The 15,981-nt window shown below is 67.2% G+C and carries 16 protein-coding genes and 2 riboswitches; of the genes, 11 read left to right on the forward strand and 5 right to left on the reverse strand.

Translation table 11 applies throughout. The annotated features are described in order from the left end of the window. Positions 1–4 precede the first annotated feature (4 nt). On the reverse strand, positions 5–505 hold the full coding sequence (locus tag ACFVVC_RS15240; protein ID WP_387454886.1) for a DUF427 domain-containing protein: 501 nt from the start codon (positions 503–505) through the stop codon (positions 5–7). Between the two features lie 164 nt (positions 506–669). On the opposite strand from ACFVVC_RS15240, the gene ACFVVC_RS15245 reads away from it, so the two are divergent. Together ACFVVC_RS15245 and ACFVVC_RS15250 are read left to right on the forward strand one after the other, a co-directional pair. Beyond that, positions 670–927: a hypothetical protein gene (locus ACFVVC_RS15245; RefSeq protein ID WP_387454889.1), complete on the forward strand. Its 258-nt coding sequence runs from the start codon at positions 670–672 to the stop codon at positions 925–927. Between the two features lie 5 nt (positions 928–932). Continuing rightward, positions 933–1,799 (forward strand): FHA domain-containing protein, encoded by an 867-nt coding sequence (locus ACFVVC_RS15250; protein WP_387454892.1) that lies wholly within the window; start codon positions 933–935, stop codon positions 1,797–1,799. A 21-nt stretch (positions 1,800–1,820) separates the two neighbouring features. On the opposite strand, the gene ACFVVC_RS15255 is transcribed toward ACFVVC_RS15250, so the two are convergent. From ACFVVC_RS15255 to ACFVVC_RS15265, 3 genes are read right to left on the reverse strand one after another with little or no spacing between them, the layout of a single operon-like run. Further along, positions 1,821–3,467: a DNA repair helicase XPB gene (locus ACFVVC_RS15255; RefSeq protein WP_387454895.1), complete on the reverse strand. Its 1,647-nt coding sequence runs from the start codon at positions 3,465–3,467 to the stop codon at positions 1,821–1,823. A 13-nt stretch (positions 3,468–3,480) separates the two neighbouring features. Then, positions 3,481–5,958, reverse strand: a complete 2,478-nt coding sequence (locus tag ACFVVC_RS15260; protein ID WP_387454898.1) for a helicase-associated domain-containing protein — start codon at positions 5,956–5,958, stop codon at positions 3,481–3,483. Positions 5,959–5,968: 10 nt separating this feature from the next. Next, a complete protein-coding gene (locus ACFVVC_RS15265) occupies positions 5,969–6,202 on the reverse strand; it encodes a hypothetical protein (RefSeq protein WP_387454901.1) in 234 nt (77 codons plus the stop codon). 223 nt (positions 6,203–6,425) lie between these two features. Here ACFVVC_RS15265 and ACFVVC_RS15270 point away from each other — a divergent pair, with 223 nt between their 5' ends. After that, positions 6,426–6,809, forward strand: a complete 384-nt coding sequence (locus ACFVVC_RS15270) for a cold-shock protein (RefSeq protein ID WP_018762148.1) — start codon at positions 6,426–6,428, stop codon at positions 6,807–6,809. 33 nt (positions 6,810–6,842) lie between these two features. Next, positions 6,843–7,316, forward strand: coding sequence for a DUF3027 domain-containing protein (locus ACFVVC_RS15275; RefSeq protein WP_387454904.1), 474 nt, complete (start codon positions 6,843–6,845; stop codon positions 7,314–7,316). Between the two features lie 87 nt (positions 7,317–7,403). Here the strand turns inward: ACFVVC_RS15275 and serC are convergent, their stop codons facing one another. Beyond that, positions 7,404–8,534 carry a phosphoserine transaminase gene (serC, locus tag ACFVVC_RS15280; protein WP_387454907.1) on the reverse strand — a complete coding sequence of 377 codons (1,131 nt, stop codon included), beginning with the start codon at positions 8,532–8,534 and terminating at the stop codon, positions 7,404–7,406. A gap of 270 nt (positions 8,535–8,804) precedes the next feature. Between serC and ACFVVC_RS15285 the strand changes: the two genes are divergently transcribed. From ACFVVC_RS15285 to ACFVVC_RS15315, 7 genes are all read left to right on the forward strand, one after another. Further along, positions 8,805–9,506, forward strand: a complete 702-nt coding sequence (locus ACFVVC_RS15285) for a metal-dependent transcriptional regulator (RefSeq protein ID WP_387454910.1) — start codon at positions 8,805–8,807, stop codon at positions 9,504–9,506. 108 nt (positions 9,507–9,614) lie between these two features. Next, positions 9,615–9,857: riboswitch (cyclic di-AMP (ydaO/yuaA leader) on the forward strand. Between the two features lie 10 nt (positions 9,858–9,867). Next, positions 9,868–10,689: a M23 family metallopeptidase gene (locus ACFVVC_RS15290; protein ID WP_387455303.1), complete on the forward strand. Its 822-nt coding sequence runs from the start codon at positions 9,868–9,870 to the stop codon at positions 10,687–10,689. Positions 10,690–10,801: 112 nt separating this feature from the next. Further along, positions 10,802–10,999: riboswitch (cyclic di-AMP (ydaO/yuaA leader) on the forward strand. Between the two features lie 70 nt (positions 11,000–11,069). Further along, positions 11,070–11,747 carry a C40 family peptidase gene (locus tag ACFVVC_RS15295; protein WP_387455305.1) on the forward strand — a complete coding sequence of 226 codons (678 nt, stop codon included), beginning with the start codon at positions 11,070–11,072 and terminating at the stop codon, positions 11,745–11,747. Positions 11,748–11,908: 161 nt separating this feature from the next. After that, complete coding sequence (locus ACFVVC_RS15300) at positions 11,909–12,676, forward strand: NlpC/P60 family protein (protein ID WP_387454913.1); 768 nt, start codon at positions 11,909–11,911, stop codon at positions 12,674–12,676. A 263-nt stretch (positions 12,677–12,939) separates the two neighbouring features. Then, entirely contained in the window at positions 12,940–13,440 is a 501-nt protein-coding gene (locus ACFVVC_RS15305) for an HNH endonuclease (RefSeq protein ID WP_387454916.1), read from the forward strand. 54 nt (positions 13,441–13,494) lie between these two features. Continuing rightward, a complete protein-coding gene (locus ACFVVC_RS15310; protein WP_387454919.1) occupies positions 13,495–14,502 on the forward strand; it encodes an NTP transferase domain-containing protein in 1,008 nt (335 codons plus the stop codon). Then, positions 14,499–15,953: a molybdopterin molybdotransferase MoeA gene (locus ACFVVC_RS15315; protein ID WP_387454922.1), complete on the forward strand. Its 1,455-nt coding sequence runs from the start codon at positions 14,499–14,501 to the stop codon at positions 15,951–15,953. Before ACFVVC_RS15310 ends, ACFVVC_RS15315 begins: the two co-directional genes overlap by 4 nt. Positions 15,954–15,981: the final 28 nt, after the last annotated feature.

A 15,981-nucleotide genomic window follows, 5' to 3' on the forward strand; every position in this document is an offset into this window, starting at 1 on the left:
GTGTTCACCAGCCCATCGTTCCCGGCTCTCCTTTGAAGGGGCCAACGATCCGCTGGGTAATCCAGCCGCCGTAGAAGCGGCCAGGCTGCGGAAGCACGCGTTCACCGTCCACCTCGCAGTAATCCATCCTGCCCGCGTAGACGGCCACCCAGCCTGCCAGGGCCTCGAATCCGGACGACGGTTCGGGATAAGACCAGGCGGCCCCGTCGGCTTCCTCGCCGCCCCCGCGGACCGTCAGGTACTCAGCGGAGCCCTTGAACTCACAAAAACTGCTGCCGGAGGCCGGCTCCAGTGACCCGGTCACGAACGCAGACCGCGGCAGGTAGTAGACCGGCGGATGGCTGGTTTCCAGGACGCGCAGCGAATCGGTGGTGTCGGCGATCCCTTCGCCGCCCAGGACGATCCGTATGTGTTCGGTACTGGGTTCGATCCGTGGCGGACGGGGGTAGTCCCAGACCGATTCCTGGCCCGGCCCGGGGACTGCGGGAATGATGCGCATGCTCATGCATCCAGTGTCCCCCGATCCGTGGCTTGCGGCACGCGACGGCGGGAACCGAAATCAGGGTGAGAACGTTCCGGGCCCCATGTCTTCCGCCGTCAGGGGCCCGGGAATACAGTGTTGATTCCCGGATTCCATCGCTCCTGGCCCATGTGAAGGGATTGACCATCATGACTGATCTGAGCGCATCTGAAAACTCCACATCCACGGACCGCAGCATCCGCGACTGGGCGGACCTGGCGGAGGAAATGTGGTCTTATCTCACCGGCAAGGGTGCTGCCATCAACTACCAGTTCGTGGACATGACCATCGAGGTGCCCCGCGATATTGGTCCTGACGCACCGCGGGCCACCTGGAAGCTCAACGGCAGCCTGCGTGTTACCACCAGCGACAAGGATGCCGCCGGATCCGATCTGAACCGTGGCTGAAAGACATGGCTGAGTACCGGTTGGATCTGGACCTTGACTTCTCCTTCTTGGATGAGTCCGGGGCAGTCACCCGGGGAAGCGCCAAGGCCGCCGGTACGGAGGTGACGGTATCCCTCGCGGACCTGGCCCCGTTGGGAGGCGGGCTCCCGTCCCTGGACGAAGTGAAGCCCTTGGCCGAGGTGCTGGCCAGGAAAGGCATCAGTGTCCACGTCTCCGGTCCGGACGGAAACCTCATCAGCCTGGGAGCCGTGGAGAGTCCTGCATCGCAGCGGCTCGTCACCAGGTCGCCTTATATCAAGCTGGGGAAGCTCGGAACCCTCCTGCCGCTCCTCCGGCAGGGACGGCGCCGGCCAAAGGGCATTGCCCTGCTGCCGCCGGCTACGCCGTTGCCCCTGCTTCCCACTGTGCGGCGGCGTATTCCCCGCCGCATCACCACCACCCATTACACCAGGGGGAGCGGCCGGCCACGGCTCATCTTTGTCCAGGACGCAACCACGTGGACCGGCCAGATCCCCCGTGAGGTGGCCTTGTCGGGCGAGGTCACCACGATTGGCAGCAGCCCGGAGTCCGACATCCGGCTCGATGGCCTGGAGGGGCTGCACGCGGAGATCAGGCACGACGAGCAGGATGAGTATGTCCTGGTGCCGCACGGCCCGGTCAGCGGAAGCGTTGCCACCGCCGGCCCTTCCCTGCTCAGGACCGGCGCCCGGATGCAGATGGGCCAGTGGTGCCTGGCGTTCTTCCGGGAAGAGTTCGCAGACCACGGCCGCCCCTACGGCGGCCGCAGCGGGGGCGAACTGGCCTACGAGCGTCCGCAGTTCGATCCGCGGACGGGAACCATGGAACGCGACAGTTCGTATGGCGTGAGCTGACGATGTGGAGGCTGCCGGATCCTATCCGGCAGCCTCCACGTCCTTGGCGTCCATGATCCGGTAGGCATACCCTTGTTCGGCCAGGAACCGCTGGCGCTTGGCGGCGAACTCCTGGTCCAGGGTGTCGCGGGCCACCAGGGAGTAGAACCGGGCGGCCCGGCCATCCTTTTTGGGCCGCAGCAGGCGCCCCAGCCGCTGTGCTTCCTCTTGCCGGGACCCGAAGGAGCCCGAGACCTGGATGGCTACCGAGGCTTCGGGCAGGTCGATCGAGAAGTTGGCCACCTTCGACACCACCAGGGTCTGCAGCTCACCGGCTCGGAACGCGTCAAAGAGCTTCTGGCGCACCTTCACGGAGGTGTCGCCCTTGATTACCGGTGCCTGCAGGCGCTCGCCGAGCTCGTCCAGCTGGTCGATGTACTGGCCGATCACCAGCAGTTGCTCACCGGCGTGGCGTGCCACCAACTGCTCCACCACCTGCGTCTTGGACTCGGAGGTGGCGCACAGCCGGTACTTGTCGGCGTCATCGGCCATGGCGTACGCAACGCGCTCGTCCTGCGGCAGGTCGACGCGAACCTCGACGCAGTCCGCCGGCGCGATGTAGCCCTGCGCCTCGATGTCCTTCCAGGGCGCGTCATAGCGTTTGGGCCCGATCAGGCTGAAGACCTCGCCTTCGCGCCCGTCCTCCCGGACCAGGGTGGCCGTCAGCCCAAGGCGGCGGCGGGCCTGGAGGTCGGCCGTCATCCTGAAGATCGGTGCCGGCAAGAGATGGACCTCGTCGTAGATGATCAGCCCCCAGTCGTGGCCGTCCACCAGCTCCAGGTGCGGATAGATGCCGCCGCGCTTGGTGGTGAGCACCTGGTAGGTGGCAATGGTTACCGGACGGACTTCCTTCACGGCGCCCGAGTATTCGCCCACCTCTTCCTCCGTAAGGGAAGTGCGCCTGATGAGTTCGTCCTTCCATTGCCGGGCAGCAACGGTGTTGGTGACCAAGATGAGCGTGGTGGTGGAACCGGTGGCCATGGCCGCGGCGCCCACCAGCGTCTTGCCGGCCCCGCAGGGCAGTACCACCACCCCGCTGCCGCCGGCCCAGAAGTTTTCGCTGGCCAGGCGCTGGTAGGGGCGCAGCTGCCAGCCGTCCTCGTTGAGCGATATCAGGTGCGGGGTGCCGTCCACGTAGCCGGCAAGGTCCTCGGCCGGCCAGCCGATCTTCAGCAGCAGCTGCTTGAGCTGGCCGCGCTGGGATGCGTGCACCACCACGGTTTCGCCGTCGATCCGCGGCCCCAGCAGCGGCGCGATCTTCTTGGCCCTGATGACTTCCTCGAGCACGGGGTAGTCGTCGGTCCGCATCACCAGCCCGTGGCGCGGGTCTTTCTCCAGGCGCAGCCGGCCGTACCGGGACATGGTTTCTGCGACGTCGACCAGCAGCGAATGGGGAACCGGGAAGCGCGAGTATTTCAGCAGGGCGTCCAGTACCTTTTCCGCATCCAGCCCGGCGGCGCGTGCGTTCCACAGGCCCAACGGGGTCAGCCGGTAGCTGTGCATGTGTTCCGGAGCCCGTTCCAGCTCGGCGAAAGGCGCAATGGCGTGCCGCGCTTCGGTGGCCAGTTCGTGGTCCACTTCGAGGAGGATGGTTTTATCGCTTTGGACGATCAGGGGTCCGTCGGTCACGCGGGGAAGTCCTTCACTGCCGCAGTTCCTCGGCGGCTTCGATATCGATGATGCGGTGGACGGACAGGACCCGTTCGGTTTCCTTGGCGGGATCGAACACCCGGACCCGGCCTCCGCTGACAGATAGCGGAACAACCACTTCCATGCTGGCATTCCCCAGGCTGTCCACAACGTTCATCTGGATCCGCTGCTTCAGCCGGATGGCCCGCTGCAGCGCTTCCAGCCCGAGCTGCGTGGCGGCTTCGCTGCCCGCGGCGGCTCCCGGGGAGTGTCCGACGGCGTCACGCGCCTGCCGCAGGAGGTGCAGCTGGGCGTCCACGTCCTCCGCCGCGGGCGCCAGCCGCGGCGCGGTATAGACGGGGCGGAGGCTTTCCTGCGGGGAAGCAGCGCGGCGAGGATGGGTGGCGGGTTCGGTGCCGTCCACCGAGGGGGAGAGGCCCAGGCTGCGGAGCGCGGCGGCAACATCGCGCTGCGGGGCCGATGACGCGACGACGGTGGGGGCAAGCCTGACCAGCCCAAGCTGCGCCGCTTTCGGCCCGGCCAGCAGTTCGTCGAGCATCGCCTCATCGTCGCTTTCGATGAAGCTTGCGGCCTGCCCTACCCGCAGCCTGCCGTGCCGGGAGGCGGTGTCTTGCACCAGGTACTCCAACGGTTGCGGCACGGCGGTGGCCGAGTGTTCACGCAGGAAGCGCAGCAGGGCGGGTGCGTCGAAGCCGTCGTCGAGCGCCCGTTTGATGGACTCGGCGGAGAACCGGTAGATGGTGGCCGGTCCGTGCCCTTCGGCATCGGCCATGACCAGCAGTTTTTTGGTGAGCGCGGGGGCCAGGTAGCCCGGCGCGACGGCGGTAAGGTCCGCCTGCAGCAGCACATGGTTCAGGGCTGCCGGGAGGTGCTCGCCCAGGATGGCAAGGGCGGCGTCGGGATTGTCTTCGGCAAACGCGCTTCCCAGCTGGCTCAGCGCTCCGGAGCCCACGAGGCCCAGCAGATCGGCCTCGGCCAGGACGCCGCGGATCAGGGAACTGAACCGCCTGGCCATCCTCGGCTGAGACCATTCCGCCCGCTGGAGGACCGCGGCGGCATCGAGTACCGGGGCAGCGCCGTCCGGAGCGGATGCCTCGCACGTGAGTTCATGCAGGATTTCCAGGATGCGTTTACGGACTACCGGGGCATCGGGCCGCTGCGCTCCGGCGGACAGCGCTGCGATGGTGGTGCCGGATGCGGAGCGGGCGGCCGGTGTGCCGGGCGATGTACTGACTGGTTGGCCCACCATTGAGGGGACACGCTCGCTGGCAAGCCAGGCGTTGACCAGCCACAGCCATTGCTCCTGCCTCGGCAGGACGAGCCACTCGAGCTGGGGCGGCTGCACCCAGGACGACGAGTCGACGTCAAGGCGGATCAGGCCGGCCAGGCCGCACAGTTCCAGCAGCCGTCCCACGGCGCCCTGGTCGATCCGCAGTTGTTCGGAGAGGCGGCGCATTTCGCGCACCCCCACCCCGCCGCTGCGCAGGGTGGCCAGCGGCTGTTCCCGGACGGCATGCAGCAGCTCGGAGACCAATCTCAGGGTTTCCGAAATTGCGCTCAGGGCAGCATTCCTTCGCAGCGCTGCGGTGGTCCGGCCGAGCTCCGGGACCGGGGGCGCAAGGGTGAAGTCATCAATGACGGCACCGCCGCGGAGCGCCAGCCCCACGCTGTGCGGCAACTCGACGTGCGCGGCGTCGAGCGGGACCAGCAGGCCGCGGGCAAGGAGCCAGTCCACCGGGCCGACGTCGGCCGGTTCCGTCAGGACCGAGGCTTTCCGTTGCGCCTGGGGGACGGCACCCATGGCCCAGTTCCGGAACCTGGCGAGCAGCGCCGTCGTCCGTTCCGGGGCTGCGGCGAGGATGTCCCGCAGTGCCTCCGGAGATGCTGTCCAGTGCTGGAGGGCCAGGGCCGCTTCCATGGGGGTGGTGGCATCGTGGATGGCGAAGCCGCTGCGGTGCAGTTCAGCAACCAGGGGTACTGCCCGTTGGGCGAACGCCGGCTGGAGGCGCACCAATTCCGTGTAGCTGCGCCCCAGTCCGGCCGGGTAGATTCCCACCACGTCCTTGAGGGCGCCCGCCGGGAGGTAGAAGACGTGTCCTGACGCTGCGGGCGGGGAGCCGTGCGGTGGCGCGGCCGGGTGCACCAGGGCAAGTTCCTGCAGCGTGCCAAGGATCTGTTGGACAGTTGCCAGCGATGAACCCCGGATCAGTTTTTGCAGGCCTTCCGCGGACGCGCTGTGGCCGGTGTCGGTGTTGGTGCACAAATGCAGGGTTTCGAGCACCTGCATCTGGGGCCGGTTGAGCCGCTCAAGGGCCCGCTGGACGCTGACGCGCGAGCTCGCCCGCGCCGCGAGTGCCGCGAAATCCGGCACGGAGGGGGAGATCAGGTCCGGCCGCGCGGCGAACAGTGCCCGCAACGAATCGTCGCTGCGTGCCTCCAGGTCCTTGCCGAGCGCACGAATGAGGGACATCAGTCCAACGTTACCGCGGCTCCCGCCTTCCCGCCCGCCGCCGGGCGGCCACGCCATCGAGGACCAGCAGGAGCATCAGGATGAAGGCCACCGGGAGGCCGTACAGCGCTGAGTAGGTAACCCAGGTGGGAGCGACGGACCCCGCAAAGGCAAGCGCCATGACCGTTCCCACCGCTATCAGGGAAAGCAGGGCAATAACAGCTGCGAGCACCATCAGGGGCGGGCGGAAACGCAAGGGTGTCATGGAGGTAACGCTACAGCGGCGTCCGGCGTGCCGCTAAAGCCCGGGGCTTGCGCCCGGGGCGGAACAGTACCGCCGGAAGCGTGATTAGGGCATGCGGCAGGATAACCTTGAAGCATACAGACCAACACGGTTTGCAGGGGCCATACCTTGAACCCGCACAACAATGCGGACGCGGTGGCACCTGGCCGTGTCTCATGACAGCAGAACGAAGAAGGTTGATTACGTGCCTACCGGCAAGGTCAAGTGGTATGACAAGGACAAGGGCTTTGGGTTCCTCGCGGGCGAGGACGGCCAGGAGGTCTTCCTGCCCAAGTCATCGTTGCCCGAGGGTGTAACGGAACTCAAAGCCGGCACCCGCGTGGAGTTTGGCGTAGCGGACGGCCGCAAGGGCGCCCAGGCACTGGGCCTGCGGGTGCTGGACAAGACCCCGTCCATTGCCAAAGCAAAGCGTCCGAGCGCCAAAGACCTCGCGCCGCTGGTGCAGGATCTGGTGACCGTCCTGGACAACCTGTCCGGGACGCTCTCCAAGGGCAAGTACCCGGACGGCAACAAGGGCAAGGCAATTGCGGCCGCCCTGCGCAAGGTTGCCGACGAGCTGGACGTCTAGGCGCCGATGAACCCCCAAGCTGAACAACCGGGCATGCCTCCACAGGAGCAAGCTGCCAAGGCTGCGCCAAAGCGCAAGGCCGGGGTTCCGGTATGGCGGACGGGCAAGCCTGACGCGTTCCTGGCAGCCGCTGTTGATGCTGCACGGGCCGCGGTTGAGGGCATCACGCCCGCCGCCACCATCGGGCCGCACCTTGGTGCCAAGAGCGAGGGCGACCGGCTCGTCACGCACTTGTTCGAGTCCCGGCTGGCCGGCTACGGCGGCTGGCAGTGGTACGCGGTGCTGACCCGTAACTCCCGCTCCAAGGTGGTTACCGTCGATGAGCTGGGCCTGCTGCCGTCCGAAGAATCGATCCTGGCCCCGGAGTGGGTGCCGTGGGCCGAACGCGTGCGCCCCGAGGACGAGCAGCCGGAACCTGGACAAGCCCGGCAGGACGAGCCGGCCCCAGCGGAGCAGGGGTCCGGGGATGAAGAGCCGGCCGACGACGGCGCGGAGCCTGAAGACTAGGCAAGCACTTCCTCCCACACACTAAAGGCGCCGCCCGGGTTCTGAACTGCTCATTACCCCAGGCGGCGCCTTTAGTGTGTGGTGGGACTACTTGCGGAGCTCGCCCACCACGTAGTCGATGCTGGACAGCAGCGCCGAGACGTCGCTGGGCTCGATGGCCACGAAGGTGGCGATGCGCAGCTGGTTGCGGCCCAGCTTCCGGTAGGGCTCGGTGTCCACGATGCCGTTGGCGCGCAGGACCTTAGCCACCGTTGCCGCGTCCACCGACTCGTCAAAGTCGATGGTGGCGATGACGTTGGAGCGCTCCTCCGGGTTGGCCACGAACGGGGTGGCGAACTCGGAGGCCTCAGCCCAGCTGTAGATGCGTCCGGCGGAGTCGGCGGTGCGTGCGGCGGCGAAATCCAGCCCGCCGTTGGCGTTCAGCCACTGGACCTGCGCGTCAAGGGTTACCAGGGTGGACAGCGACGGGGTGTTGTACGTCTGGTTCAGCCGCGAATTTTCGATCGCCGTCTGGAGGTCCAGGAAGTCCGGGATCCAGCGGCCGCTTGCCTTGATGCCGGCAGCGCGCTCCAGTGCGGCGGGCGAGAACAGGCCGAGCCAGAGGCCGCCGTCGGAGGCGAAATTCTTCTGCGGGGCGAAGTAGTAGACGTCGCTTTCGGCAACGTCCACGTCCAGGCCGCCGGCAGCGGAGGTCGCGTCCACCAGGACCAGTGCGCCCTGGTCCGCTCCCGGCACCCGCTTGACCGGGGCCGCGACACCCGTGGAGGTCTCATTCTGCGGCCAGGCATAGACGTCCACGCCGGCTTCAGCCTGCGCTGCGGGGCGCGTGCCCGGCTCGGACTTGATGATCGAGGAAGCTTCCAGGAACGGCGCTTTGTTGGTGGCGGCGGCAAACTTGGAGCCGAACTCGCCGAAGGACAGGTGCTGGGCCTTCTTCGACACGAGACCGAAGCTGGCGATGTCCCAGAACGCCGTGGAGCCGCCAACGCCGAGGACTACTTCGTAGCCCTCGGGAGCCCGGAAGAACTGGCTGAGTCCTTCGCGGACGGAGCCCACCAGGTTCTTGACGGGGGCCTGCCGGTGGGATGTGCCGAGGATGGTCTTCGATGCGGCGGACAGGGCATCAATCTGTTCCGGCCGGACCTTTGAGGGGCCGGCCCCGAACCGCCCGTCCTGGGGCAGGAGGTTGGCGGGAATCGTGATGCTGGTGTCGCTCACAGGTGCTCCATTCGGCGGGGACGAAAGCTGTGGTCCGGGTGGGGGTGGCCGGGAGCCGGCCATGGCTGCAGTGCAAACCTCCCCCAATTCTGCCTGAAGCCCACGGGGTGGCGGGAGCGGGCTGCGCCAATGTCCAGCCAATGAGACGCCATATACGACGCCTCCTATTCGGACTAGATCAAAATAGGCTAAACTTTCCCCGGACTACGTCGCGGGAAGAGGCGATACGGTGGGACAACGCAAGGTACTGCGCTCGAGGAGCTGAGCTGGATGACGGATCTGATCGACACTACGGAGATGTACCTCAGGACCATCCTGGAGCTTGAGGAAGAGAACATCATTGCCCTCCGGGCCCGTATCGCCGAACGCCTGCGCCACTCGGGGCCCACCGTTTCCCAGACCATCGGCCGGATGGAGCGCGACGGCCTGGTCGTCGTCTCCGGTGACAGGCACCTGGAACTGACCGACACGGGCCGCAAGCGGGCCACCGAGGTTATGCGGAAGCACCGGTTGGCCGAGCGGCTGCTGGCCGACGTGATCGGACTGGACTGGGCCTACGTCCATGACGAGGCCTGCCGCTGGGAACACGTCATGAGCGAGCGGGTGGAGCGGCGCATCTACGAGATGCTGGACCACCCCACGGAGTCGCCCTACGGCAACCCCATCCCCGGCCTGGCCGCTTTGGGCGGGCAGCCCGGACTCGGCTTCGGCGACGGCGCCATCAGCCTGGTGGAGGCCATGAAAGCCTATGGGCCCGCGTCCGCAGTGACCATCAGCCGGCTGGCGGAACCGATCCAGGTGGAGCCGGAACTGCTGACCCAGCTCGACGAAGGCGGGATCCGGCCCGGCGCGGCAGTGTCACTGGAACGCGTGGGTGACTACATCTCGGTACGGGTGGCAGGAATCGACGGCGCCCTGGAGCTTCCGCCCGAGGTGGCCGCGCACGTTTTCGTCGCCGTGAACCAGGCCTGACGCCGACCTCCTATACCCCACCCGAGGGGTCCCACACAAAGATAACGGAATTGTTACCTAGGGTCTTAAGCCCCTATAGTGGAACCCAGCGTTGATACTTAAGCGTTACCTGATCCGGAGCCGAGCTCTGCCAGCGGGCCAGGTGTACGAGTCGTTACTGGCAGAGGCGGGGGAACCACAACTGGCAGCGGGGGACTGCCTTGGGGTGAAGTCCGTCAGCAGCAAGCCTCTCCAGTGAAGGATTCTTCCGGGAATACCCCTGTGCAGAAGTTTGCCCATGACGGGCCGGGTCTGTGATCTCTCTGACCCGAATCCGACAGCTAACTCCGCAGGCTATTCCAGAGAGGAACCCTTCTTGACCATGCAGACCTCCCGGGGCCGCCGCCGCGCGGCCGGCCCCCCTGAGGCACCCCGGGTTGTCGAACCCGCCGCTGCGGAGCGCCCCCGCGACCCCCAGCGGGATGCACGCCGCCGCCGAGGTCCGTTCCGGCAAATCACCGACTTTGCTGCGGCCAGCGGCATCGGCCAGAAGGCCGGTATCGCCCTGGCCGCCACCGGCCTGGTGCTGACGGTGACCATGCCCGCCACCGGCCCCGTCATGGCGACGGATGCCGCCGGCACCGCACCCCAGGCTGCCTCCGCAGTCAGCCCCCAGCCCCAGATTTCAGCCGATGTGGGCGCCCAGATCGACTTCAGCCGCTCGGCCGTCGTCACGCAGGCGGACCCCGACGGAAAGCTGAAGCAGCTTCTGAGCGCCCAGTCGGCAGGATCGGTCACCCGGGCCGCTTCTGCCGGAACCCTGGCCGCCCCGCTGGCATCCCTTGTGACCGCGTCGCCCTTCGGCTACCGGGTCAGCCCCATTACCGGGGGCACGGGAGACTTCCACCGCGGACAGGACTTCGTGGCTCAGTGCGGGACGTCCGTCCTGGCTGCCGCAACAGGAACCGTGACCTTCGCCGGCTGGCACCAGTTCGGCGGCGGAAACCGGGTGGTGATCGACCACGGCAACGGCCTGGAGACCACGTACAACCACCTCTCGTCCTTCAACGTCAAGGTGGGACAAACGGTCTCCCGCGGCGAGGTCGTGGCGCTGAGCGGAACCACCGGCGCGTCCACCGGCTGCCACCTGCACTTCGAAGTGCAGGTCAATGGCGAAGTGGTCGATCCGATGGGCTGGCTGTAACCGTATGATTGCGCACTCTCAGATCGCAGTGACTCGCCGTGACCTGAATGTGACATTGAAGCAAAACTGCTGTACCGTCTAACTCGCGTCAACTTTTCCGAAGTTGACGCTCTTGAGTGGATTGCCTAACTCTGCCACCGCTCAAGGTCCGTTCGCATTTCATCGTCTGGCAGGGGCGGGGGAACCAATTTTGGCCTTCTGCATTCCGGAAGGCCTTGGGGTTAAGTCACGAGCTTCCCAGGAAGCAAAGTGGCCGGGTGACTCCCATCCGAATCCGACAGCTCACCTCGCAGGCATTGGGAGAGGCTACCTTCGTGTCTTCACGCCATAATTCTGCGCGCCACCGTGCGCAAACGGTTCGCGCCAACCCCTTGGACGCCGTGTCCAAAGCCGTGAGCGCCAATGCCGGGACCGTGGGCCGCCAGGCTGCCGTTGTGGCAGCGGCTTCAGGCCTCATCCTGAGCATGGGCCTGCCGGCCACCGCAGCTGACACCACCGCCGGCATCTCGGCCTCCACGGAGTCCGGTTCGGCGCAGACCGCCCTTGCTGTCACCGCGGCCCCCACGGCCACCGTTTCCTTCGAGCGTCCGGCGGTCAAGACCACCGCCGCCCCGAAGGTGGAAACGGTGCGTACCCAGTCCACCGCGGCCGCGGACCGCACCGCCACTGCCGCCGGCCAGGAGGCGTCCAAAGCCGGACAGGCAGTAGAGGCCGTTTCCTCCGCAGCCACCTCGGGCATCGCCGCTATCGCCTACACCGGCATCGGCCACCCCTACGTCTGGGGCGGCACCACCCCCAACGGCTGGGACTGCTCCGGGTTCGTCCAGTGGGTCTACGCCCAGGCCGGAATCAGCATCCCCCGCACGAACGCGTGGAGCATCATGACGCCCACCTCCACCCCCCAGCCGGGTGACCTCGTGGTCCAGAACGGTGGCGCACACGTCGGCATCTACGTCGGCAACGGCATGATGATCAGCGCGCTCAACCCGTCGCAGGGCACCATGCTCCACTCGCCCGCAGCCACCGGTACTTCCACGTACTACCACCTGAACAAGTAGTTCTTGGGCTCCACGCTCCAAGGGCTATTTCTTTGCCCAAAGCTTTTTCGCTAGAAACCACATCCCCGTTCGGGACGCGCCGGCGTACCCCCAAGATGCCGGCGCATCCAACCCCCTCGGACAGGCCACCGCGGTCCAGAGGAAAACGAAAGAGAGAACCGATGACGACTCGTGCTACCGCACGGCACCGCGCCGAGGTCACCAAAACCAACTCGATCGCAATCATTGCCAAGGCTGTCAGTGACAACGCCGGCGGCATGGGCCGCCAGGCTGCAGTAATCGCTGCAGCTTCCGGCCTGGTCCTGACCAGCGGCATCGCCGCCAACGCTGCCGACACCAACGTCAAGCGCGACTCCGCTCCGGCATCCGCCATGGAAGTTGAATCCGCAGTCGACGCTCCGATCTCAGCGGCTTCCACCATTGCCATCAGCTTCGAGAAGCCCGCCGTTACCACCACCCCGGCTCCGGCGCCCGAGCCCGAGGTTGCGGTGCAGGAAGCTGCTCCGGCTCCCGTTGCCCAGGCCGTCGCCGCTCCCAAGGTCACCGCCAAGGTTGCAACTGCCGCGGCCACTGCTGCTCCCGCCGCCCAGGTTTCCGCCAGCGGAAAGGGTGCTGCCATCCTCTCCGCTGCCTACGCTCAGCTCGGCGTGCACCAGGACTGCACCATGCTGGTGACCAACGCACTGGCTGCGGTCGGCATCCACTTCCACGACTGGCCCGCCGGTTACCTGTCATTGGGTGACACCGTGCCTGCATCCCAGGCCCAGCCCGGCGACCTGATCTACTACGCCGACGGTGGTGGAGGAATGGCCCACATCGCCGTCTACGCCGGAAACGGCATGGCAGTCCACGGCGGCTTCAACGGCAACGACACCGTTGTGTTCAGCGCCAACGTCGGCTCCGGACCGGTCTTCATCCACGTCCGGTAACCACCACCGCCGCCACACCCGGCGACGCCGGAGATTTGCCCGGAAAGACCCCTGCCACTGCGGCGGGGGTCTTTCCCGCTTAAATCCCGCCATTTGCTGCATCCAGCTCCCCGGCACTGGGGCGGGGGACCGCCTCCGCGTGTGCCGATTACCTGATATTGCATTTCTCTGTTTACTCTTGTGATGTCGATCCATAGCCCGGACATGCCGAGGGCAGCCGGCCCTCGTGCCCCTGACGGGTGCGGCCGTGAAGAGGTACGTGCATGCGCACTCTCGTTCTGAATGCTGGATATGAACCGCTGGCGGTTATCACCTTCCGCCGGGCGCTGGTGCTTGTGCTCACAGGCAAGGCGAGCGTGGTGGCCGAGGGGGACGATCCCGTGGTGGGCCCCACCGACGTCCTGGGCCGCCCGTCCGTGATCCTCCTGAACCGCTACATCCGCCCCCGGTACAACCACTCAACGGCCGTCAGCCGCCGTGGTGTGCTTCGGCGCGACGGGCATAAGTGTGCATATTGCGGAAAGGCAGCGCACACAATCGACCATGTCCACCCAAAATCGCGGGGCGGGGCCGATTCCTGGGAGAACCTCGTGGCTGCCTGCCTGCGATGCAACAACGTCAAGGGTGACCATACGCCCGGCGAGATGGGATGGACCCTGCGGTTCGTGCCGCAACCGCCGCACGGAACCATCTGGCAGATCAAGGAATTGGAGAAGCCAACCCCCGCCTGGGATCCGTTCCTGCTTCCTGAGCGCGCTGCCTGACAACGCTGCCTGACAACGCGGCCTGAGGAGGTTGCTGTTCGCTAGGCTGGGTGGATGCAAGCGGACCCTTTGATCTTTGATGCCTTGGTCCTGGCGGGCGGGCGGTCCTCACGGCTGGGTGGCGTGCCCAAGCAATCGTTGGTCCTCCGGGGAAGAACCCTCCTGGCATGGACCCTCGACGCCGCTGCCGGTGCCCGCCACACCGTGGTCGTCGGTGATCTTCCCCCCAGCAGTCGCCGTCCGTCCTCCGGGACGTCCGATGATGCCGGAGCCGCCCCCGCCCTGCCGCCCGGCGTCCTGTCCTGCCGGGAGGAGCCCGCGTTTGCAGGTCCTGCCGCCGCGATTTCAGCCGGCCTTGCTGCCCTTGCCGGCCATGGGGGAGGCGCGCCCTTCACCTTGGTTCTTGCCTGCGACATGCCGCTGGCATCCCAGGCAGTGGCGGTGCTCCGGGACGCGGTGGCTGCAGCGGGCGACGGCCGGGGTGCCATGGCCCGCTCCGCCGACGGGCGGGCGCAGCCGCTGGCGGCCATATATAACACTGGTGAGTTAAAAAGATCCTGTGTCGCGTTGGCCGGCCGGAACGCCCTGGTCAACGGTTCCGTGCGGGCGCTCCTTGCTAATCTGGACGTGCAGCTTGTCGCAGTCCCCGCCGGGTCCACTGCCGATGTGGATACGTGGGGTGATGCTGCTGCGCTGGGGATCGCCGCCGGGAGCCAGCGTGAAGACTTTGACCAAAACGTGCGGAGCCAACGTGGGAGGCAAGTCGTGAAAAGCCAGGACGAAACGCTGGAGGAATGGTGCAGGGCCCTGCTCCAGGCGTACAAGCTGGAGGACGTCCAAGTAGACGTGAACGCGGTGCTGTCCCTTGCCGGCGTCGCGGCGCACGCCGTCGTCCGGCCGGCCGCTCCGCTCACCACCTTCATCGCAGGCTTCGCCGCGGGCCTGGCCGCCGCCCCCGGCAGGGAGATGGACGCTGCGTCCATGGAAGCGGCAATGGCCGTGGCACGCTCCCTGGCTGCCGATTACGAAAATGAAGCTGCCGCCGGGACCCCCGGCGAATGACGGCAGAACCCCGCGACTGGCCGGAGGTCCCACCCGCCGACCACCCGGACGCACAGGGGACGACTGAGCCTGAAACACCTGGACCGGAGGCAAAGGAGCCCGGCGCGGCAGAAACCGGCCACGGGCATCACCTGGCTCACACTTGGGAAGAAGCCCGGCAGGCTGCGTTCGATGCAGCCACCCCGATCCCGCCAGGTCCGGTGCCCCTGCGCATGGCCCTCGGCCGCAGGCTCGACCAGGACATCCTTGCACTCCAGGACATGCCGCACTATGCGTCTTCAGCCATGGACGGCTGGGCGGTCAACGGCAGCGGCCCCTGGATTCCCGTTGACCCGGGGAACCGCCTGGCACCGCACCAGGCAAGCATCATCGTCACGGGCGGCCTGATCCCTGCCGGAGGCAAAGCGGTCCTCAGGACCGAGAACGCAGTCCTGGCCACGGACGACGAGGGACTCCCGGTGCTGATGACCGGAGGAAAGGCGCGTCCGGGGGAACCGCGCGCCGGAGAGCACATCAGGAAAGCGGGCGAAGAGGCCCTGGAAGGGGACGTCCTGGTCAAAGCCGGCGTGGACCTCAACCCCGCACATCTGGCACTGGCCGCACTGGCCGGCCACGACGAACTGCAGGTTAGGGGAAAACCCGTGGTGCGCCTCGTCCTCACAGGCTCCGAGGTAGTGGACTCAGGCACCCCCGGTCCCGGCCAGGTGCGCGACACCTTCGGCCCGCAGTTGCAGGATGTCGTAGCAATGCTGGGCGGCATACCGGGCGGTCAGCAGCGGATCGGGGACCCCTACGAGGAATGGCTTTCGGCGCTTGAAGACGTTGTGCCGGAGGTACCGGACGCGCCGGACTTGCCGGCCGACGTCGTCATCACTACCGGGGGAACCGGGCGCTCCGGGACCGACCACTTCCGGCGGGCCGTGGCTGAACTTGGCGGCCGGCTGGTCATCGACGGCGTGGCCATGCGTCCGGGGCACCCCGCAGTCCTTGCCGAACTTCCGGACGGCCGCTTCGTCCTGGGACTCCCGGGCAACCCGCTCGCGGCCATGATGGCACTGTCCACAGTGGGCGCCCCGCTCCTCGCCGCGCTGGGCCACGCCGCCATGCCCGCCGTGCAGGAGGTGCCGTGCGGCACCATGATCGAGCCGGACCCCGGGCGCACCCGGCTGATGCCGTTCCGGCTGCTGTATGGCATGGCATCGCCGGCCCAGCACACTGGACCCGGAATGATGCGGGGGCTGGCTGCCGCCGACGGCGTGCTGGTGGTACCGCCGCACGGCGTGCAACTGGGGGAGCCGGTCCCGGCCTTCGCGCTGCCTTGGGGGCCGCCCATCCCGCCGCCCGCGGACGCGGCGGCCAAGGCCAAGCCCCGAACCGCCGGACGCACCGTGCAGCCCAAGGGCAAGCCTGCGCCCAGCGGCCCCGTGGACTGGAGCGCGCTGCTGGACTGATCCAGGCCCCGAAAGTGCCATGATGGAG

This window comes from Pseudarthrobacter sp. NPDC058196, from assembly GCF_042882685.1.
GTDB lineage: Bacteria > Actinomycetota > Actinomycetes > Actinomycetales > Micrococcaceae > Arthrobacter.